The sequence below is a fragment of the Nocardioides marmorisolisilvae genome, assembly GCF_003725775.1.
Classification (GTDB): Bacteria; Actinomycetota; Actinomycetes; order Propionibacteriales; family Nocardioidaceae; genus Marmoricola; species Marmoricola marmorisolisilvae.
In genome coordinates this window covers 2160150-2180134 of sequence record NZ_RJSG01000002.1, presented here as the reverse complement: position 1 = coordinate 2180134, position 19985 = coordinate 2160150, and the positions used below count along the sequence as shown (strand labels likewise).

General features: G+C 71.5%; 20 protein-coding genes. 10 read left to right on the top strand and 10 right to left on the bottom strand.

What is annotated here, in order from left to right; all coding sequences use genetic code 11:
* Positions 1-3: 3 nt before the first annotated feature.
* Complete coding sequence (locus EFL95_RS14590) at positions 4-207, top strand: heavy-metal-associated domain-containing protein (RefSeq protein ID WP_123234994.1); 204 nt, start codon at positions 4-6, stop codon at positions 205-207.
* A gap of 8 nt (positions 208-215) precedes the next feature.
* Positions 216-2255 (top strand): heavy metal translocating P-type ATPase, encoded by a 2040-nt coding sequence (locus EFL95_RS14585; protein ID WP_123234635.1) that lies wholly within the window; start codon positions 216-218, stop codon positions 2253-2255.
* Here the strand turns inward: EFL95_RS14585 and EFL95_RS14580 are convergent.
* Positions 2239-2961: a PaaX family transcriptional regulator C-terminal domain-containing protein gene (locus EFL95_RS14580; RefSeq protein WP_123234634.1), complete on the bottom strand. Its 723-nt coding sequence runs from the start codon at positions 2959-2961 to the stop codon at positions 2239-2241. The genes EFL95_RS14585 and EFL95_RS14580 overlap by 17 nt on opposite strands.
* A gap of 68 nt (positions 2962-3029) precedes the next feature.
* Between EFL95_RS14580 and EFL95_RS14575 the strand changes: the two genes are divergently transcribed.
* From EFL95_RS14575 to EFL95_RS14555, 5 genes are all read left to right on the top strand, one after another.
* Positions 3030-4709 (top strand): acyl-CoA dehydrogenase family protein, encoded by a 1680-nt coding sequence (locus tag EFL95_RS14575; protein WP_123234633.1) that lies wholly within the window; start codon positions 3030-3032, stop codon positions 4707-4709.
* A 1-nt stretch (position 4710) separates the two neighbouring features.
* Positions 4711-5619: a crotonase/enoyl-CoA hydratase family protein gene (locus tag EFL95_RS14570; protein ID WP_246004956.1), complete on the top strand. Its 909-nt coding sequence runs from the start codon at positions 4711-4713 to the stop codon at positions 5617-5619.
* Entirely contained in the window at positions 5619-6116 is a 498-nt protein-coding gene (locus EFL95_RS14565) for an NUDIX hydrolase (protein ID WP_123234632.1), read from the top strand. The genes EFL95_RS14570 and EFL95_RS14565 overlap by 1 nt, the downstream gene beginning before the upstream one ends.
* 23 nt (positions 6117-6139) lie before the next feature.
* On the top strand, positions 6140-7648 hold the full coding sequence (locus tag EFL95_RS14560; RefSeq protein WP_123234631.1) for an adenylate/guanylate cyclase domain-containing protein: 1509 nt from the start codon (positions 6140-6142) through the stop codon (positions 7646-7648).
* A 63-nt stretch (positions 7649-7711) separates the two neighbouring features.
* Positions 7712-8104: a hypothetical protein gene (locus EFL95_RS14555; RefSeq protein ID WP_123234630.1), complete on the top strand. Its 393-nt coding sequence runs from the start codon at positions 7712-7714 to the stop codon at positions 8102-8104.
* Between the two features lie 3 nt (positions 8105-8107).
* On the opposite strand, the gene EFL95_RS14550 is transcribed toward EFL95_RS14555, so the two are convergent.
* The 9 genes from EFL95_RS14550 to EFL95_RS14510 are packed head-to-tail and all read right to left on the bottom strand — an operon-like array spanning position 8108 to position 17853.
* On the bottom strand, positions 8108-9136 hold the full coding sequence (locus EFL95_RS14550) for a TIGR03617 family F420-dependent LLM class oxidoreductase (RefSeq protein WP_123234629.1): 1029 nt from the start codon (positions 9134-9136) through the stop codon (positions 8108-8110).
* A complete protein-coding gene (locus EFL95_RS14545; RefSeq protein ID WP_123234628.1) occupies positions 9133-10137 on the bottom strand; it encodes an NAD-dependent epimerase/dehydratase family protein in 1005 nt (334 codons plus the stop codon). The genes EFL95_RS14550 and EFL95_RS14545 overlap by 4 nt, the downstream gene beginning before the upstream one ends.
* Before the next feature lie 13 nt (positions 10138-10150).
* Positions 10151-11185 (bottom strand): phosphotransferase family protein, encoded by a 1035-nt coding sequence (locus EFL95_RS14540; RefSeq protein WP_123234627.1) that lies wholly within the window; start codon positions 11183-11185, stop codon positions 10151-10153.
* Positions 11176-12264 (bottom strand): TIGR03857 family LLM class F420-dependent oxidoreductase, encoded by a 1089-nt coding sequence (locus EFL95_RS14535; protein WP_123234626.1) that lies wholly within the window; start codon positions 12262-12264, stop codon positions 11176-11178. Before EFL95_RS14535 ends, EFL95_RS14540 begins: the two co-directional genes overlap by 10 nt.
* On the bottom strand, positions 12261-13250 hold the full coding sequence (locus EFL95_RS14530) for an NAD-dependent epimerase/dehydratase family protein (protein ID WP_123234625.1): 990 nt from the start codon (positions 13248-13250) through the stop codon (positions 12261-12263). Before EFL95_RS14530 ends, EFL95_RS14535 begins: the two co-directional genes overlap by 4 nt.
* Positions 13247-14872: a fatty-acid--CoA ligase FadD1 gene (fadD1, locus tag EFL95_RS14525; RefSeq protein ID WP_123234624.1), complete on the bottom strand. Its 1626-nt coding sequence runs from the start codon at positions 14870-14872 to the stop codon at positions 13247-13249. The genes EFL95_RS14530 and fadD1 overlap by 4 nt, the downstream gene beginning before the upstream one ends.
* On the bottom strand, positions 14865-15875 hold the full coding sequence (locus tag EFL95_RS14520) for an alpha/beta hydrolase (protein WP_123234623.1): 1011 nt from the start codon (positions 15873-15875) through the stop codon (positions 14865-14867). The genes fadD1 and EFL95_RS14520 overlap by 8 nt, the downstream gene beginning before the upstream one ends.
* The gene (locus tag EFL95_RS14515; RefSeq protein ID WP_123234622.1) at positions 15872-16510 is read right to left on the bottom strand and encodes a TetR/AcrR family transcriptional regulator; all 639 of its coding nucleotides are present in this window, start codon (positions 16508-16510) and stop codon (positions 15872-15874) included. Before EFL95_RS14515 ends, EFL95_RS14520 begins: the two co-directional genes overlap by 4 nt.
* Entirely contained in the window at positions 16507-17853 is a 1347-nt protein-coding gene (locus EFL95_RS14510) for an NAD(P)-binding domain-containing protein (RefSeq protein ID WP_123234621.1), read from the bottom strand. Before EFL95_RS14510 ends, EFL95_RS14515 begins: the two co-directional genes overlap by 4 nt.
* Positions 17854-17918: 65 nt before the next feature.
* Between EFL95_RS14510 and EFL95_RS14505 the strand changes: the two genes are divergently transcribed.
* The 3 genes from EFL95_RS14505 to EFL95_RS14495 are packed head-to-tail and all read left to right on the top strand — an operon-like array spanning position 17919 to position 19980.
* Positions 17919-18653, top strand: a complete 735-nt coding sequence (locus tag EFL95_RS14505) for an SDR family NAD(P)-dependent oxidoreductase (protein WP_123234620.1) — start codon at positions 17919-17921, stop codon at positions 18651-18653.
* Positions 18650-19489 (top strand): SDR family oxidoreductase, encoded by an 840-nt coding sequence (locus EFL95_RS14500; RefSeq protein WP_123234619.1) that lies wholly within the window; start codon positions 18650-18652, stop codon positions 19487-19489. The genes EFL95_RS14505 and EFL95_RS14500 overlap by 4 nt, the downstream gene beginning before the upstream one ends.
* Positions 19486-19980: a nitroreductase family deazaflavin-dependent oxidoreductase gene (locus tag EFL95_RS14495; protein ID WP_123234618.1), complete on the top strand. Its 495-nt coding sequence runs from the start codon at positions 19486-19488 to the stop codon at positions 19978-19980. The genes EFL95_RS14500 and EFL95_RS14495 overlap by 4 nt, the downstream gene beginning before the upstream one ends.
* Positions 19981-19985 lie beyond the last annotated feature (5 nt).

Genomic DNA, 19985 nt, shown 5'->3' with positions numbered 1-19985 from the left:
GGCATGACGACCGCTACCTACACCGTCACCGGGATGACCTGCGGCCACTGCGTCGCCTCCGTCACCGAGGAGCTCAGCGAGGTCCCCGGGATCAGTGCCGTCGACGTGGTGCTGGAGACCGGAGAGGTCACCGTCACCAGTGCCGAGCCCCTCGACGAGGCGACCGTGCGCGCCGCCGTCGAGGAGGCCGGCTACCAGCTGGCGTGAGGCCCGTCATGACGTCCGAGGTCGACCTCGAGCTCACCGGGATGACGTGCGCCTCCTGTGCGAACCGGATCGAGCGCAAGCTGAACAAGCTCGACGGCGTCGCGGCCACGGTGAACTTCGCGACCGAGAAGGCCCACGTCGCGTTCCCGGACACCCTCACCCCGGCCGACCTGGTCGCGACCGTCGAGGCTGCCGGGTACGGGGCGTCCCTGCCGGCCGGCGAGCCGCGCGCCACGGGCGACGACGGGCGTACCCGGCTGCTCGTCTCGGCGCTGCTCACGGTGCCGGTGGTCGTCCTCGGCATGGCCTGGCACGTCGACGGCTGGCGCTGGATCTCGCTGGTGCTGGCCACCCCGGTGGTGTTCTGGGGCGGCGCGGGCTTCCACCGCGCGGCCTGGACGAACCTGCGCCACGGAGCCACCACGATGGACACCCTGGTCTCGCTCGGCACGCTGGCGGCGTACGGGTGGTCCGTGGTGTCCCTGGTCGGGGGCGGCGAGCTCTACCTCGAGGCCGCGGCGGTCGTGACCACGTTCCTGCTCGCCGGTCGCTTCCTGGAGGCGCGCGCCAAGAGCCGCTCGGGCGATGCGCTGCGAGCGCTGCTCGAGCTCGGAGCCAAGGACGTCGCGGTGCTCAGGGACGGCGTGGAGACCCGGATCGAGGTGGCCGGGCTCCGGGTCGGCGACCTGTTCGTCGTGCGTCCGGGGGAGAAGCTGGCGACCGACGGCGTCGTCGAGGAGGGCGCCTCGGCCGTCGACGCCTCCCTGCTCACCGGCGAGCCCGTCCCGGTCGAGGTCGGTCCCGGCGACGACGTGGTCGGTGGCTGCATCAATGCCGGCGGTCGCCTGGTCGTCCGGGCGACCCGGGTCGGCGCCGACACCCAGCTCGCGCAGATGGCCCGTCTCGTCGAGCAGGCGCAGTTCGGCAAGGCGCCGGTGCAGCGGCTGGCCGACCGCATCTCGGCGGTGTTCGTCCCGGTCGTCATCGCCCTCGCGATCGCCACGCTGCTCGGCTGGCTGCTCGCGGGGCAGTCGGCGACCGATGCGTTCACCGCGGCCGTCGCCGTGCTGATCATCGCCTGCCCGTGCGCGCTGGGCCTGGCCACGCCCACCGCCCTGATGGTCGGCACCGGGCGCGGCGCCCAGCTCGGCATCCTGATCAAGGGGCCCGAAGTGCTGGAGCAGACCCGGCGGGCGAACGTCGTCGTCCTCGACAAGACCGGCACCGTGACCACCGGCCGGATGACGGTCCAGCAGTTCACCAGCGACGAGACGTTGCGATTGGCCGGCGCCGCCGAGTCGGGCTCCGAGCACCCGATCGCGAAGGCGATCGTCGCGGCTGCGGGCGAGGTGCCGCCCGCGACCGAGTTCGCCAGCACGCCCGGGGTCGGAGTCACCGCGACGGTCGGGGGGCATCGCATCGAGGTCCGCCGAGCCGCGACGGCCGCCGCCGGCACCACCGTCGACGTCGTCTGCGACGGTGAGACGGTCGGCAGTATCGTGGTCGCCGACGAACCTCGCCCGACGTCCGCGGAGGCGGTCGCGCGGCTGAAGGGACTGGGCCTGCGGCCGGTGCTGCTGACCGGCGACAACCGCAGCGTCGCCACGAGCATCGCGACCGCGGTGGGGATCGAGGACGTGGTGGCCGAGGTCCTCCCGGCCGACAAGGTCGACGTCGTTCGACGCCTCCAGTCCGAGGGCGACGTGGTCGCCATGGTCGGGGACGGGGTCAACGACGCCGCCGCGCTCGCCCAGGCCGACCTCGGCATCGCGATGGGCACCGGCTCCGACGTGGCGATCGAGGCCAGCGACCTCACGCTGGTGCGCGACGACCTGCTGGTGGCGGTTGACGCGATCCGGCTCTCCCGGCGGACGCTCGGCATCATCCGCGGCAACCTGTTCTGGGCCTTCGCCTACAACGTCGCCGGGCTCCCGCTCGCGGCGGCCGGCCTGCTGAACCCGATGATCGCCGGCGGTGCGATGGCGCTGTCCTCGGTCTTCGTGGTCGGCAACAGCCTGCGGCTGCGGTCGTTCAGGACGACGAGCTGACCACCAGCTGCATGCCCGACTCGATCAGCTCCTGCTGGTAGGCGGCGTACGCGGCCCGCAGCTTCGGCGCCACCCAGTCGGCGGGCAGCAGGTCGCCGGGGAGTGCAGGGTCCCGGCGCAGGTGCCGGACGACGGCGGCGGCGACGGTGAGCCGCTCGGCGTTGGTCCGGGCCGCGGCGATGTCGCCGAGCAGGTGCCGACCGTCCAGGTTCCAGGCGTCGAGGTCCCAGAGCCGTCGGGCCAGCGCCCTCGGGTCCTCGCTCGGCGTCCCGAAGAACGTGGTGATCAGGTCCGCCGGCCACCCGGGCAGGGGACGGGCGAGGTTGGCCGGACGCAGCCACACGCCTTCGCGCAGCTCGGCCAACCGGAGCTCGGAGAGCTGGGCGCGCAGCTCGGCGCGGTCGCTCGCACTGCGGCCGACCGAGGTCACCACCACCGTCTCCCAGGTGCCGTCCCAGCGGCCGGCGGGATCGAGCGCGGCGTCCTGCTTGCGCTGGCGCTCGAGCATCCTGGGGCTGAGCCGGTAGCTGCCGTCGGTGCGGTCCAGGTCGCCGTTCGCGACCATCCGGGTCAGCGCGACCCGCAGTGTGGAGTCGGAGATCCCGAACATCTCACCGGCGTCCACCAGCGCACTGACCGGGAGCTCGGGCGGGTGCGCGCCGAGCAGCAGCGACAGCACGACCGAGCGTGCACTCAGCGGTCTCAACGGGCCTCCTCCACGGGGGACACCTTACACTCTTGAAACAGTTGTTCGGATTCAGTAATACTGATGGCATGACGACGAGTCTCGAGCCGACGGCTGACCAGTACGCCACGCACGACGTCACGAACCAGCCGCCGCCGCACGCCCCGTACGACGCCGGGGCCGACGCCGCGCTGCTCGAGGGCTTGCACCGCGAGGGGGCGGGCTGGGCCGAGGCCGACGTCCGTCGTCTCGGCCTGCTGGCCGGCAGCGAGGAGGCGCAGCGGTGGGCCGAGGAGGCCAACCGCTTCGAGCCGGAGCTGCGGACCGTCGACCGGTACGGCAACCGGATCGACGAGGTCGAGTTCCACCCGTCCTGGCACAACCTCATGCGGGTCTCGGTCGCCGAGGGCGGCGCCGGCGCCCCGTGGGCCGACCCGCGTCCCGGTGCCCACGTCGCCCGCACGGCCGGTGGGCTGGCCTGGCAGCACACCGAGGCCGGGCACGGCTGCCCGATCACGATGACGTACGCCGTCATCCCGGCGCTGCGCCACCAGCCCGACCTGGCCGCGACGTACGAGCCGCTGCTCACCAGCCGCGTCTACGACCCGGGCCTGCGGGTCCCGACGACCAAGCGTGGGCTGCTCGCCGGCATGGGCATGACCGAGAAGCAGGGCGGCTCGGACGTGCGCACCAACTCCACCGTCGCGGTGCCGACTGCCGAGCCCGGCGTCTACACGCTGACCGGGCACAAGTGGTTCACCTCGGCACCGATGTGCGACCTGTTCCTGGTGCTCGCCCAGGCTCCCGGCGGACTGTCGTGCTTCCTGGTTCCGCGGATCCTCCCCGACGGCTCCCGCAACACCTTCCGGATCGTCCGGCTCAAGGACAAGCTCGGCAACCGCTCGAACGCCTCCTCGGAGCCGGAGTTCGACGGCACCGTCGCCTGGCTCGTCGGCGAGGAGGGGCGCGGCGTGAAGACCATCATCGAGATGGTCAGCTGCACCCGCCTCGACTGCGTCACCGGTTCGGCCGGGATGATGCGCAAGGCGCTGGTCGAGGCCGGGCACCACGTCAAGAACCGCGCTGCGTTCGGCAAGACGCTGATCGACCAGCCGCTGATGCGCAACGTCGTCGCGGACCTGGCGGTCGAGTCGGAGGCCGCGACCACCCTGGCGCTGCGCCTGGCCGGTGCCGCTGACCGGGCGATCCGCGGCGACGAGGGCGAGCAGGCCTTCCGTCGGATCGCCACCGCGATCGGCAAGTACTGGGTCACCAAGCGCGGAGCCGCGTTCACCGCTGAGGCGATGGAGTGCTTCGGCGGCAACGGCTACGTCGAGGACTCCGGGATGCCGCGCCTGTACCGGGAGGCGCCCCTGAACTCGATCTGGGAGGGCTCGGGCAACGTCAACGCCCTCGACGTGCTGCGCGCCCTCGGCCGTGAGCCCGAGTCGCTCGACGCACTGATGGCCGAGCTCGCGCTGTCGGCCGGTGCCGATGCCCGCCTCGACGCAGCCGCAGCCCGGATCGGCGAGGCCCTCGCGCCGAGTCGTTCCGGGGCCGAGGAGATCGAGTTCCGGGCCCGCGGCCTGGTCGAGCAGATGGCGCTGGTGCTGCAAGGATCGCTGCTGGTCCGCCACGCGCCGTCCGCGGTCGCGGACGCATTCTGCGCGACCCGCCTCGACGGTCAGGGCGGCCTCGCGTTCGGCACGCTGCCGGCGGGCACCGACGTGGGCGCGATCCTGGACCGCGCACTGCCTGAAGGCGCCTGACTTGAGCGAGTACCGCACGCTGACCTACGAGGTCGACGACCGGATCGCCCGGATCACCTTCAACCGACCCGAGCACGGCAACGCGATCACCGCGGACACCCCGCTCGACCTCGCGCACGCGGTGGAGCGGGCCGACGTCGACCCGGCGGTGCACGTGATCCTGCTCAGCGGGCGCGGCAAGGGTTTCTGCGGCGGCTACGACCTGTCGATCTTCGCCGAGCGGAGCTCCGAGGACGGCAGTGCGGACCCGCGCACCGGCACGGTCCTCGACCCGACCACGCAGCTGGAGAACCACGACCCGGGCCGGACCTGGGACCCGATGGTCGACTACCAGATGATGAGCCGCTTCAACCGGGGCTTCGCGAGCCTGCTGCACGCCAACAAGCCGACGGTCGCCAAGCTGCACGGCTTCGCGGTCGCGGGCGGGACCGACATCGCACTGCACTGCGACCAGATCATCTGCGCGGACGACACCAAGATCGGCTACCCGCCGACCCGCGTCTGGGGTGTTCCGGCGACCGGCCTCTGGGCGCACCGGCTCGGCGACCAGCGCGCCAAGCGGTTGCTGCTGACCGGTGACTGCCTGACCGGCAAGCAGGCCGAGGAGTGGGGCCTGGCGATCGAGTCCTGCCCCGCCGACGAGCTCGACGCCCGCACCGAGGCCCTGGTCGCGCGGATCGCGGCGATGCCCCTCAACCAGCTGATCATGGTCAAGCTCGCGCTCAACTCCGCGCTGCTCGCCCAGGGGGTGGCGACTAGCGGGATGGTGAGCACCGTCTTCGACGGCATCTCCCGGCACACGCCCGAGGGCTACGGGTTCGCCCAGCGGGCGATGGAGGCCGGGTTCCGCGAGGCCGTGCGCGAACGTGACGAGCCGTTCGGGGACCACAAGCAGAACCGCCCGAGCTGATGGCCAACGGGCAGGTCGACGCTGCCGTCCTCATCCCGATCTTCGAGGGCGACCGCGGTCCGGTGATCGTCTACACCGAGCGCAGCGCCGACCTGCGCAAGCACGCCGGCGAGATCTCCTTCCCGGGCGGTCGTCAGGACCCGGGGGAGACCTTGCTCCAGACGGCTCTGCGCGAGGCCGAGGAGGAGATCGGACTGCCGCGCGACTCCGTGGAGATCGTCGACGAGCTCGACCCGATCGGCACCTTCGTCAGCGGATTCCGGGTCTTCCCGTTCGTCGGGCGGATCCCCGCCGGCTCCACCTGGACGCCGCACCCGGTCGAGGTCGCGGCCGTGCTCGAGCTGCCGCTGGTCGACGTACGGGCGGGGCACCGGTTCGAGCGGCTCTGGTCCAAGGGCGTCCCGGTGCGCACCGACACCTACACCGTCGACGGCCACCTGATCTGGGGCGCAACGGCACGAATCACCCGCCAGCTGCTCGACCGGTTGCCAGGCTGACGTACGCCCGTCACGATTCGGGCATGCGACACCTGACCGCCTACGGACTGCACGGCCCGGACATCCGTGGCGTGCGCCCGTACCAGGTGATCGGGCTGGTCTGGTTCGCGAACTTCATCGGCGCGATGGTGCTGTTCGTCGACTACCTGGTGGTGCTGCCGTTCCCGGCCAAGTACGCCACCCACGACATCGTCTTCCCCAACGTCGTCCTCGGCCTGGTGCTGATGGTGCTCAGCTGGCTGGTGCTCGGCGTGGTCGGTGCACCGCGGACCCACAAGGCGCTCGACTGGACGGTGCGCGGGATGGCGCCCGACGAGGAGGAGCGCGAGCTCACCCTCAACCTGCCGTGGTGGCTGTTCTGGATGCAGGTCGTGATCTGGATCGTCTCCTGCATCGTGTTCTTCTACGCGAACATCGACGTCGGCGCGATGTACGCGCTCCAGCTCTCGACGACCGTGATCATCTCGGGCCTCGCGACGGCCGCGACGACGTACCTGCTCTGCATGCGGCTGTTCAAGTCCGCGATCACCCGGGTCCTCGAGCTCTCACCGCCGCAGCAGGGGAGCACCGCGGGCGTGGGACAGAAGGCGGTCTTCATCTACACGCTGACCACCGCGGTGCCGATGGTCGGCCTGATCGGGATGGTCGCGTTCGCCGGCGAGTCCGGGGTCTCGCTCAGCCAGCTCTCCGCGAGCGGCCTGGTGATCGGGCTCGGTGCGCTGCTCACCGGCCTGTTCGCGACCGTGCTGTTCGCCAAGTCCGTCGGGGAACCGCTGGGCGGGCTGACCGAGGCGTTGGCCGCGATCGAGAACGGCGACCTGAACGTCTCGGTGATCGTCGACGACGCCGGCGAGATCGGGCAGCTGCAGACCGGCGTCAACAAGATGGTGCACGCGCTCCGCGAGCGGGAGCAGCTGCGCGACCTGTTCGGCCGGCACGTCGGTGAGGACGTCGCGCGGCTCGCCCTCTCCCAGGGTGTCGAGCTCGGCGGCGAGGAGCGCGAGGCGGCGGCGCTGTTCGTCGACGTCATCGGCAGCACCCGGTACGCCGCCACCCACCCGGCCGCCGAGGTGGTCGCGGCGCTGAACCGGTTCTTCGAGGTCGTGGTCTCGGTCGTCTCCGAGCACGGGGGACTGGTGAACAAGTTCGAGGGCGACGCTGCTCTCTGCATCTTCGGCGCCCCGCTCGAGCTCGACGACCCGGCGGCCTCGGCACTGGCCGCGGCGCGCACGATGGCGGCCCGGCTCAAGGAGGCGGTGCCCGAGCTGGACGCCGGCATCGGGGTCTCGCACGGGCTGGTGATCGCCGGCAACATCGGGTCGACCGAGCGGCTGGAGTACACCGTCATCGGCGACCCGGTGAACGAGGCCGCCCGCCTGACCGAGCAGGCCAAGGAGCGCCCGGAACGGGTCGTCGCGTCGCAGCGCATCGTCGACAAGGCCGCCGACGGCGAGAAGGCCCGGTGGAAGCTGCTCGAGCCGATCCTGCTGCGCGGGCGGCTGGAGACCACCACGCTCGCGGTGCCGGTCTGAACCTGCCGGTCTGAACCTGGAGCTGACTCCGTTCGTGTCTCCGGATGACGAACGGAGAAACCCATGTACGCACGCTTGGTCGCAGCCGCCGCTGTCACGGTCTCGGCGCTCCTGCACCTGAAGATGTGGTTCGACGGGGTCCGGCACGAGAACGTCGGCCCGCCGTTCCTGCTCAACGCGATCGGTGGCATCGCCATCGCCGTGCTGCTGCTCACCTGGCAGCACTGGGTCCCGCCGCTGTTGGCGGTCGGCTTCGGCATCTCGACGATCGGCGCCTTCACCATCGCCGCGACCGTCGGGCTCTTCGGCGATCACGAGCAGTGGGCAGGCGGCTACGTCTGGACTGCCGCAGCCTCCGAGGCGATCGCGATCGTCGCCGGAGGGCTGGCGCTCGTGGCCTCGATAGTCCCGAGCGATCAGCACCACTCTCCGCGGGTAGAGCAGCCAGTTCGCTAGGGACTATCCCTCCCGGAGGGCGTCGCCGAGGGCGCGGATCGTCTCCGCCGGGTGGCTCGAGCCCGGGAAGTAGGCGCAGATCCGGTCGGCCACGTCGCCGAACCGTGCCGTGATCTCGGCCGCGGCCTCCGCAGGGGTGCCGACCACGGCCAGGGTGCGCAGCACGTCGTCGTCGATCAGGTCGACCATCGCCATGATGTCGCCGGTCTTCGACAGGGCGTTCAGCTCGGGCTGCAGGTCGCCCCAGCCCTCGACGTCGAGGACGGGCTTGTACGCCGGGGTGGAGCCGTAGAACGCCAGCAGGAACCGGACGCCGACGCTGGCCGCCTCGATCTCCTCGGGCGTGTTGCCCATCGCGACGATCGCCTGCGGGTAGAGGTCGAAGCTCCGGTCGGCGAGCGGAGCACGCCCGGCCAGCGACAGGCCTTCCTCGACCGCGGGCAGGGTCCGCTCGCGGAAGTGCCGGACGCTGTGGAACGGCATCACCAGCAGACCGTCCGCGACCTCGGCCGCGGTCCGGGTCATCACCGGGCCCAGCGCGCCGAGCAGGACCGGCGGGACGCCGTACGGGTTGGGGCCGGGGACGAACGTCGGGGGCATCAGGGTGTGCTTGGTGAACTCGCCGCGGAAGTCGAGCCGGGTGCCGTCCTGCCACGAGGAGAGGATCGCCTTCACCGCCAGCACCGTCTCGCGCATCCGTGCTGCGGGTCGGCTCCACGCGCTGCCGTAGCGGTTCTCGATGTGCGGCTTGATCTGCGATCCCAGCCCGAGCCGGAACCGGCCGCCGCTGAGCAGGTGCAGGTCGTAGGCGAGGTTCGCCAGGTGCATCGGGCTGCGCGGCAGCGCGATGGCGACGTTGGTCATCAGGTCGGTGGCCGGTACCTCAGAGGCGCCGGCCGCCACGATCAGCGGCAGGAAGACGTCGTGCGGTCCCTCGAACGTGAACAAGCCGTCGACGCCCGCCGCCAGCAGCTCCTGGGCTCGCGTGGCCGCCTGGTCGGGGCGGGCGTCGAGCTGGACGTCGAGCTTCATCGGCGCCTCCTCGGCGTCAGCAGTCCCTCGGCGACGAAGAAGTCGACCAGGTCGCCCAGAGTCTCCTCCAGCGGGCGCGGTGCGTAGCCGAGCTCGGTGGTCGCCTTGGCGTGGTTCACGATCGGGCTCAGCGCGATCGCCTCGATCGTCCCGGGTCCGAACGAGTCCGACCCGAAGCGACGGGCGATCGGGTCGAGGACCGGCGCGATCCGCTTCAGCGCCTTGAGCGGCATCTCGAAGCGGGGGCCGGACCGACCCACCAACCGGGCGGCCATGATCTGCACGTCGACCAGCGCGTGCCGGTGCCCGCCGAGCAGGTAGTTGTGGCCGCTGCGGCCGTGCTCGGCGGCGAGCAGGAACCCGGCCGCCACGTCGCGGACATCGACCATGTCGAAGTAGCCGCGCACGCTGGCGGGGAGCCGTCCGGCGGCCGAGTCGAGGATGCCCTGGTTCATCCGGCTCAACCGGCCGGCGTGGTCGCGCGGCCCGTAGATCCCGGTCGGGTTGCAGATCACCGCGTCCAGGCCGTCGTCGACGACCTTGAGCAGCTCGACCTCGCCCTGGTACTTCGAGCGGTGGTAGACGGGCAGGTGCGCAGCGGTCGCTCGCGCGGTGCCCTCGTGCACGATGATGTCGGAGTAGTAGTCGAACGAGGCCAGCGAGCCGCAGTGCACCACGCGCCGTACGCCGGCCCGCAGGGCGGCTCGCGCGACGCATGCGACGCCCTCGGTGTTCACCCGCCAGGTCGCCGGGTCCTCCTGGCGCAGGCTGATCAGCGCCACCAGGTGGTAGACGACCTCGATGTCGTCGAGCGCGGCGACGACCGCGTCCTCGTCGAGGATGTCGACCGCGGCCCAGCGCAGCAGCCCGTCCCCGTGCGCGCCCGCGGGGATCGTGGCCGGCGCCCGGTCGAGGGCCAGCACGTCGTGCCCGGCGTCGAGGAGCGCGGCCAGGAGATTGAGCCCGAGGAAGCCGGCAGCACCGGTGACGGCGACCTTCATGAGTTCCCCCTGATCAGTGCTGCTCGGACTGCGGTGCGACGAGCTCGAGGGTGCCATGCTCGCGCATCGCGGCGCAGGAGCGCGCGACCATCGCCGCGAACATCGCGTCGCCGCGCTCGGACCGGGCGCCGTACGCGCAGCCGAAGACGCTGACCAGCGGCCCTTGGAGCAGGGCGAACCGGTAGTCCTCCCAGCAGGTCTCGAGCGGGTAGCCGGTGACGCCGTGGCTGATCAGGGCCTGGTGGTACGCCGCCACCAGGTCGCGCTCGTGGACGCGCCGGTCCTCGACCGAGAGCCCGGTGCCGAGCAGGTAGGCCAGATCGCGCACCGGCAGGCCGAGGCTGAGGGTCTGCCAGTCGATCGCCCAGACCGCGTCCGGGTCGTCGCTGCGGAACAGCAGGTTGTCGAGCCGGTAGTCGCCGTGCACCAGGCCGAACCGCTCCTGGCGGGCCAGGCTCCACGTCTCGGCCACCTCGACGCAGCCGCGCAGCACCTCGGCCGTCTCCGCGGACACCGCCTCGCCGAGCTGCTCCAGGAACGTGTCGGTCGCCGGGCCGTAGACCGAGGCGAGCAGTGCCGCGTCCTCGGGACCGTTGAGGGTCAGACCCTCGACCTCGAGGAGCGAGGGGTCGCACCAGCGCGGACCGTGCAGACCCGCCAGGTTCACCGCGGCGGCACGCGCCTGCTCCGGCGTGCACCCGGCGATCTGGTCGCCCTGCTCGGCCGGTGCGAGGTCCTCCAGCAGCATCGCGAAGTCGCCGTCCTCGGTGACCTCGGTGGTGAAGTGGCAGGTCGGCACCCGCGCGGCGACGGTGCTCGCGAGCTCGGTGTAGAAGCGCACCTCGGACCGGTACGCGCCGGCGACCATCGCGCGGGTGCCCGGATCGGCGGCAGGCAGCTTGAGCAGCACGGTGGGCGGCAGCTCGGCCCCGCCCTCGAGCACGATCCGGAAGCACGACCCCATCTGGCCGGTGCCGACGGGTTCGGAGGTGAAGCCGGTGACCTCGGCGCCGAGGGCGTGGGTCAGCCAGGCGGTGGTCAGCTCCATGCGCGACCCGGGTTGGCGGGCAGGTGGTCGAAGCGGCCCGCGGGACGGATCGCCTTCCAGGCCTCGACGACCGGGGCGAGCTCGGTCGGCGTCGCGCCGTGCAGGATCACCGAGTCGGCCCCGGCGTCGAACTGGTCGAGCACCCGGCGGGCGCACTGCTCCGGCGTACCGGTCGCGGACGCTGCCAGCCAGTGCGCCGGGATCGCCTCCTCGCGCAGCCGGTTCAGCTCGTCCGTGGTGCCGATCGCGTCGAAGGCGCCGGGGTAGCCGACCACCTGCGGGTGGCTGCGGAAGGCCTCCAGGTCGGCGGGGTCCCAGCCGTTGGCCTCGACCAGTGCCGCGCCGTAGCCCTGCAGGTAGGTCGCCAGCCGGCCGACGAGCTTGCGCAGCCGCAGCTCCTCGGGAAGGTCGTCGTGGACCGTGGCGAGCACCGACCAGATCCGCACCGAGGACGGATCGCGTCCGGCCTTCTCGGCGGAGGCCCGGATGATGCCGACGGCACGCGCCAGGGTCTCGTCGCTGAAGAAGGTGTGCAGCACGACCCCGTCGGCGATCCGGCCGGCGAGCTCGAGGGTGTTGTCTCCGATCGCCATCAGCAGCACCGGGATGTCCTCGTCGAAGGAGGAGTCCTGGTTCAGGTAGGGGAAGGTGCCGGCCGGGCCGTCGTGACCCGCCACCGCCTCGCCGTGCCACAAGCGCCGGTAGATGCCGACCGCGTCCTCGAGCTGGGCGCCGGTCACCTTCGGCACGCCCATCAGGTCGAAGAGCAACCCGAAGCCGCGACCGAGCCCGAAGGCGTAGCGACCTCCGGAGATCCGGTGCGCGGTGACCGCCATCGTCGCGGTGACCAGCGGGTGCCGGGTGTTGTGGTTGGTCGCCGCGGTGCCGATCCCGAGGGTCGCGGTGGCGGCGGCGACCGCGCCGGCGAGCACCCCGGCGTCCTTGGTGTTGAAGCGCTCGGAGAGGAACATCGAGCCCAGCCCGAGCTCCTCGGCCTGGCGGGCCTCGGTGATCACGTCGGCCGGCGAGGCCGAGTGCCCGGCCAGCCCGTAGCAGCCGAGCTCGGGGAAGCTGCTCACCGCAGCAGACCCTCGGCGGCGAAGAAGGCGACGAGGTCGGAGATGGTCTCCTCGACCGGCCGCGGTTCGTAGCCGAGCTCGGCGCCCGCCTTGGTGCGGTCGACCACCGGGCTCATCGCGATGTTCTCCAGCGCCGCCGGTGCGAACGACTCGGACCCGAACTGCTGCGCGATCGGGTTGATCAGCGGCGAGAGCGCCTGCAGCAGCTGGACCGGGATCCGGATCCGCGGGCCGCGCTGGCCGTTCAGCCGGGCGGCCTGCACCTGCGCGTCGAAGAGGTCGTGCCGGTGCCCGCCGATCAGGTAGTTGTGACCGGTACGGCCCTTCTCGGCGGCGAGCAGGAAGCCCTGCGCGACGTCGCGGACGTCGACCATGTCGAACTCCCCGGGCACGCTGGCCGGCAGCTTGCCGAGGGCGGCGTCCAGCATCATCTGGTTCATCCGGGAGAGCCGGTCGGGATGGTCGACCGGTCCGTAGATGCCGGTGGGGTTGCAGGTCAGCGCGTCCAGGCCGGCGTCGACGACCTTGAGCAGCTCGACCTCGCCGAAGTACTTGGAGCGGTGGTAGACCGGCAGGCTCGTGCGGGTCGATCGCTTCGAGCCCTCGTGCACGGTGCCGTGCTTCTCGTAGTCGAAGGAGGCGAGCGAGCCGCAGTTCACCATCCGCCGGACGCCGGCCCGGTGCGCGGCGCGCGCCACGGCACCGACGCCGTGCACGTTCACGCGCTCGGCCAGCGGGTCCTCCTGCTTCAGGCTGATCACCGCGACGAGGTGGTGGACGACCTCGGTGTCGTGCAGGGCCCGGGTCATCGCCTCCTCGTCCAGCACGTCCACCGACGCCCAGCGGAGAACCCCGCTGCCGTGGGCTCCGGCCGGGATCGTGGCCGGCACCCGGTCGATCGCGAGCACGTCGTGGCCCTCGGCGAGCAGTGCGGTGACGACGTTCAGGCCGAGGAACCCGGCTGCGCCGGTGACGGCGACCTTCATGAAGCACCTCCGAGGGCGTGTTCCGGCGTTTCGACGAGCTCAACGACCACGGCGCGGTAGCTGCGGCCGCGTTCCGCGCGCTCCCACAGCGGGTCCGCGGTGTTGGTGCCCTCGGCGCGCAGCGCACGCTTGAGGACCTTGTTCGTCGCGGTGGTCGGGACCTCCTCGGCGAGGCGCACGTAGCGCGGCCAGGCCTTCGGCGAGAGGTCGGCCTGCTCGGCGAGGAACGCCTCGAAGGCGGCGGGTTCCAGTGACGCACCGTCGCGCAGCACCAGGGTCACCATCAGCTGGTCGCCCACGTTCGCGTCCGGAACGGCGTACACGGCAGCCTGGCTGATCGCGGGGTGCCGCAGCAGCAGCGCCTCGATCGGCGCTGCGGCGAGGTTCTCCCCGTCGACGCGCAGCCAGTCGTCGGTGCGGCCTGCCAGGAAGATGAACCCGGCCTCGTCCCGGTAGGCGAGGTCGCCCGACCAGTACATGCCTCCGTCGAGCCGGTCCGAGGTGGCCTTCTCGTCGTTGTAGTAGCCCGAGAAGAACCCGGCACCCTGGGTGTTGACCAGCTCGCCGACGGCCTCGTCCAGGTTGGTCACCGCGCCGTTCGCGTCGAAGACCGCCCGCGGGCACTCGGTGCGGGTCTCCTTGTCGTAGACGGCGACGCCGTCGAACGGCTGGCCGATCGAGCCGAGCGGGGTGTCCTCGGTGCGGGTGATGATCACCGCGGTCTCCGTCGAGCCGAAGCCGTCCCAGACGGTGCAGCCGAACCGGCGCCCGAAGTCGGCGATGTCGCGGTCCGAGGCCTCGTTGCCGAACGCGGTGCGCAGCGGGTTGTCCGCGTCGTCGGGCAGCTCGGGGGTGGCGAGCACGTATGCCAGCGGCTTGCCGACGTAGTTCATGTAGGTCGCCCCGAAGGCACGTACGTCGGTCAGGAACCCGGTCGCGCTGAACTTGCGGGCCAGGGCGATCGTCGAGCCGCCGACCAGAGCCGGGGCCAGCGACGCCATGATCGCGTTGGAGTGGAACAGCGGCATCGCGCAGTAGCAGACGTCGTCGGGGGTGAGCCCGTACTTGTCGGCCAGGACGCTGCCGGACATCACCACCATGAAGTTGCTGACCTGCACGGCCTTCGGCTCGCCGCTCGTGCCCGAGGTGAAGATCAGCATGAACGTGTCCATGGCGCCGACCTCGGCGAATCCCTCGGTGCTGCGCGGGGCGGCAGCTGTGAGCGCCGCCCACTCCTCACCGTCGGTGTCCACCACCCGGGCGCCGCCGAGGTCGAGGCCCGCGAGCAGCGGCAGGTGCTCGGCATCGGTGAGCAGCACCTGGCAGTCCGCACGCCGTACGTCGGCCGCGAGCGCCTCGCCCCGACGGGTCGCGTTGATGCCGACGGTGACATGCGCACCGATGGCACCGGCCAGCAGGGCCCGGATCATCTCCGGCGTGTTCTCCAGCAGCACTCCGACGTGCAGGGGGCGGTCGGGGGCTGCCCAGCCGCGCAGCACGTGGGCGCGGGCCGCGGCGTCGCCGACGGTCTCGGCCCAGGTCCAGGCGCTGGTCTCGAAGGCGAGGCCGGTGGTGGGGGAGTCCGCGAGGGCGCGGACGAGCTGCTGGACGGTCTCAGCCACCGACGACCTCGCTCTCGGGCGCGGCGGTTTCGACAGGCTCAACCAGCACACTGGGCGAGTCCGCCCCTGTGCTGGTTGAGCTCGTCGAAACCTCCAGGTGCCGTTCCAGGAACCGCACTGCGTGCTTCACGGCGGCCTCGTGGAACGGCTTGCCCGGGAACAGGTCGAAGTGGTCGCCGGGGTAGTGCCGGACCTCGGCCTGGGCCGCGAAGGCGGCCTTGGCAGCGGCGTGCGGGGGAGCGCTCGCGTCGAAGTCGGCGATCTGCATGAGCACCGGGCAGCTGATGTTCTTCGCGGCCTTCGCCGGCGCGCGGGTGCCGAGCTCGAGGCTGACCTCGGCGGCGATCTCGTTGCGCCACGTCGGGCCGGCGACGCTGAGCATGTCCTCCAGCGCGCCCGGCAGGGTCAGGGCTCCGACCTCACCGGGACGGGCGACGACCGGCATCATCCGCGAGCCCTTCCCGCGGGCCGCGGCCACCTTGCTGGCGATGCCGAGCCCGGTGGCCCGCGCGAGCTCGAGAGGCGTGTGCGACTTGGTGGCGTGCGCGGCGGCGGCCAGGCCGTCGACCATCGGGACCACGGCGATCACGGCCGCGACATCCGCGCGCCCGGCTGCCACCGACAGCACGTGGCCACCCGCCAGGGACACGCCCCAGAGCACGATCCGGTTGCGGTCGACCCCGGGCAGGGAGCCCGCCGCGGTCACGGCCGCCTGGTAGTCGGCGATCTGCCCCGCGAGCGAGACGGTCTGGCGGGGGGTGCCCTCGCTGGCGCCGAAGCCGCGGTAGTCGAAGAGCAGCACGTCCAGGCCGGCGGCGGCGAACGCCTCGGCGAACGGCTCCAGTCCGGAGTCCTTGGTGCCGCCGAGGCCGTGCGCCATCACCACGGCCGGGCGGCCGGCGGAGGTCGCCAGCCGGTCGTCGGCGGCGGGGAAGTGCCAGGCGGCGCAGGTGGTGCCCGGCCCGTTCGCGGGCGACGTGAAGGTCAGGTCCTGCCGGGTCATGCGGTACTCCCAGGTGCGTAGAGGGCGTGGAGCCAGAGGTAGGTGATCGCGTCGATGTGCTCGGTGCGCGGCGGTCCGGAGCCCAGCGAGTGCCGCTCGACGGCGTGGTCGTTGAGGTCGAGGAGGACCGAGGCCAGCGCAGCGGCCGGAGGTCCCTCGACGGCGCGGCCCGCGGCCCGCTCGGTCTCGATCATCCCGGCGATCACCCCGGCGAACTCGGCCCGGCCGGCGTCCCACATCTCCCGGACGGCCGGGCTGGAGGCACGCGCCTCGAGCAGGGCGCGGTAGGTGTGCGGGCTGGCGTCGACCGAGTCGAAGAGCAGCGTGATGGCGGTGCGGATCCGCGCCTCCGGCTCGCCCTCGGCCTTGACCAGCAGCTCGTTCGCGTCCGCGGCGGCGTCGTAGAGGTCCTGCATCAGGGCCATCACGGCGATCGGCTTGTTCTCGAAGTAGAAGTAGAACGCCGACCGGGTCACCCCCGCGCGCTCGGAGATGTCGGCGACGTTGACCTGGTCCAGCGACTGCTCGCGGAGCAGCTCGTCGAACGCCTGCAGCAGCGCGTCCCGGCGGGCGTCGCCGCGGTTCGAGCCGCGACGGTCGACCAGCCGGTTCCAGGCGCCGGGGTCGGTGGTCATCGACCGGCCGCCGCGGCCGCGCGCTTGCGCCCGGCCGGGATCTCCCGCGCACGGATGTCGTGCTCGTAGATGAAGTAGTCCACCTGCTGGGTGTGCCGGGCGGTCTTGAGCACGTGGCCGATGTACTTCTGCTCGTCCTCGACGATCACCCGCTCCATCTCCTCGACGCCCGGCAGGGCGTAGGCGCCGACGAGGTGCGCGGCCGCGAGCCGGGCCTGGCTCTCGACGAAGGGGAACAGCGTCGGCGTGCTCTGCGCGAAGCCGATGAAGGTCAGGTCCTCCATCCCCGGCTTGTACATCCGCTTGTAGAGCGGCAGGTGGTTGTCCGGTGCGGACAGGAAGTCGCGGTCGAAGAACGGGAAGGTGATGTTGTAGCCGGTGGCGTAGACGATCACGTCGAACTCGTCGCTGGTGCCGTCGGTGAAGTGCACCGTGCTCCCGTCGAGCAGGGCCACGTTCGGCTTCGGGACGACGTCGCCGGAACCCAGTCGCAGCGGCAGCTCGACCGACTGGGTCGGGTGCGCCTCGAAGAACTTGTGGTTCGGCTCCGGCAGCCCGTACAGGGCGCCGTTGGAGCCGTTGAAGACCTGGCCCCACTGCATCACCTTGCGCTGCCAGGCCAGCGGCAGGTGCGGGGTGGTCTTGTACATCGTGTCGGCCGGCTTGCCGGCGACGTACTTCGGCACGATCCACGCGCCGGAGCGGCTCGAGAGCGTGACCTTGGTCTGCAGCGACTTGCTGGAGAGCTCGACCGCGATGTCGGCCGCGGAGTTGCCCAGGCCGACGACCAGGATCCGCTGGCCGAAGAAGTCCAGCGGGGTGCGCGGGTCGATGTAGTGGTGGGAGTGGATCGAGACGCCGCTGAACTCGCCCGGGAAGTCGGCGAAGCGCGGGTCCCAGTGGTGGCCGTTGGCGACGACGAGGTGGTCGAAGTGCCGGGTGGTGCCCGCCTGGTCGAGGATCTCCCACGCGGTGCTGGTTGAGCCTGTCGAAACCCGCTTCGCGCTGACCACGCCGTTCTCGAACTCGATGTTGTCCTTGAGGTCGAACGCCTCGGCGTAGGACTCCAAGTAGTCCTTGATCTGGGTGTGGTGCGGGAAGTCCGGGTACTCCGGCGGCATCGGGAAGTCGCGGAACGAGAGCCGCTCCTTCGAGGTGTCGATGTGCAGGGAGCGGTAGGCGCTGCTGTGCCCGTTCGGGTTGCCGAACGCCCAGTTGCCCCCGATCCGGTCCGAGCTCTCGAAGCAGGTGTAGGGGAGCCCGTAGTCCCCGAGCATCTTCCCGGTGGTCAGACCGCTGATGCCTGCGCCGATGATCGCCGTTGTCTTCGCTGGCTTCTTCACAACGAGCACGCTAGGCGTTAGTTTTGACACGTGTCAATGAAATCCGACAAGTGTCAGGAGAACGGATGAGCGGGCTCACCACCGTCGTGATCGGCGGCGCCTCAGGGATCGGCGAGGCGACCGCCGCGGCGCTCGAGGCGGCCGGCCACACGGTCGTCGTCGCCGACCTCAACGCCCCCGACGGCGCCATCACGGTCGACGTCGCGGACGAGGACAGCGTCGCCGCGCTGTTCGACCGGGTCCTCGCCGAGCAGGGCGGTTTCACCGGCGTCGTGAACTGCGCCGGCGTGAGCACGCTGGCCCCGGTCGTCGAGCACGACGCGGCCGAGTTCCGCCGCGTGATCGACGTGAACCTGACCGGTGCGTTCCTGGTGGTCAAGCACGCCGGGCAGCGGATCGCCGACGGCGGCGCGATCGTCTCGCTGTCCTCGCTCAACGCCCGCCAGCCCGGCACCGGCATGGTCGCCTACTGCTCGGCGAAGGCCGGCATGGTGATGCTGACCGAGGTCGCGGCGCTCGAGCTCGGTGGGCGCGGCATCCGGGTGAACGCGGTCTCGCCGGGCCTGGTCGTCACCCCGCTGACGGCGCCCGCGATGGACATCCCCGGGGTGCGGGACGGCTACCTGGAGAACACCCCGTTGGGTCGCAGCGGCGAGCCGTCCGAGATCGCGGCGCTGATCCGGTTCCTGCTGTCCGACGACGCTGCCTGGATCACGGGGGAGAACATCGACATCAACGGCGGTGCCCACCTCCAGCGCTACCCGGACCTGCACGGACTCGTGATGAAGGCGTTCTCGTGAGCCGGGCCAAGGACTTCCCCGAGGGCTACTTCGCGCGCAAGGTCGCCATCGTCACCGGCGGCGGGTCCGGGATCGGCGCATCGCTGGTCAAGGCGCTGCGTGCGGCCGGAGCGACCGCGGTCGTCGCCGACCTCGAGCCCGGCGCCGACGGCGTCAAGCTGGACGTGACCGACGCCGCCGCGGTCCAGGCCCTGGTCGACACCGTCGTCGCCGAGCACGGGCGCCTCGACCTGATGTTCAACAACGCCGGGATCAGCCTGATCGGCGAGACCCAGGACCTGACGTTGGCGCAGTGGGACTCGATCATCGACGTGAACATCCGCGGTGTCGTCCACGGCGTCGCCGCGGCGTACCCGCAGATGATCAAGCAGGGTGGCGGGCACATCGTGAACACCGCTTCGATGGGCGGCCTGATGGCGGCCGGCCTGCTGACGTCGTACGTGATGACCAAGCACGCGGTCGTCGGGCTCTCGCTGGCACTGCGCTCCGAGGCCGCTGCCCACCACGTCGGGGTCACCGCGATCTGCCCGGCCGCGGTGAACACTCCGATCCTGGACAAGGGCGAGTTCGGCGCGGTGAAGGGGCGCGACTACTTCCTCAAGGGTCAGGGCGTCCGCAAGCCGGTCGACCCCGATGCCCTGGCCCGGCGCGTGCTCGCCGCAGTTGCCGCGGGGGAGGCGCTGGTCGTCGAACCGGTGCAGGCCAGAATGGCGTGGCGCCTCCAGCGGCTGGCACCCGCCGTCACGCAGAAGGCATCGATCAGCTTCGTCGCCAAGCAGCGCAAGCTCGCCGTGAAGAAGGCCCAGAGGGCCGCACGAAAGGGATACCGCGGATGACCGCCGACCACGCAGGGACCAAGCCCCGACCGGACGGGCTGGACGCCCCGATCCTCCCCAAGATCTTCAAGTACGCCGGCAAGGCGCACGTCCGGGTCTACCGGCTGACCCGGGGCCGGATCGGCGGCAAGTGGCGGATCGGCGCCGGCTGGAAGAAGCCGGTCCCGACGCTGCTGCTCGACCACGTCGGTCGCAAGTCGGGGACGCAGTTCACGACCCCGCTGCTCTACCTGCTCGACGGCACGGACGTGGTCATCGTGGCCAGCCAGGGCGGGCTGCCGAAGAACCCGCAGTGGTACGCGAACCTGATGGCGACCCCGGACACGAAGGTGCAGATCAAGGGCGAGGTGCGCGCGGTGCACGCGCGCACGGCGACGGCCGACGAGCGCGCGGCACTGTGGCCGCGGCTCGTCGACCTGTACGCCGACTTCGACAACTACCAGGCGTGGACCGAGCGGGAGATCCCCGTCGTCATCCTTCAGCCTCGCTGATCCTG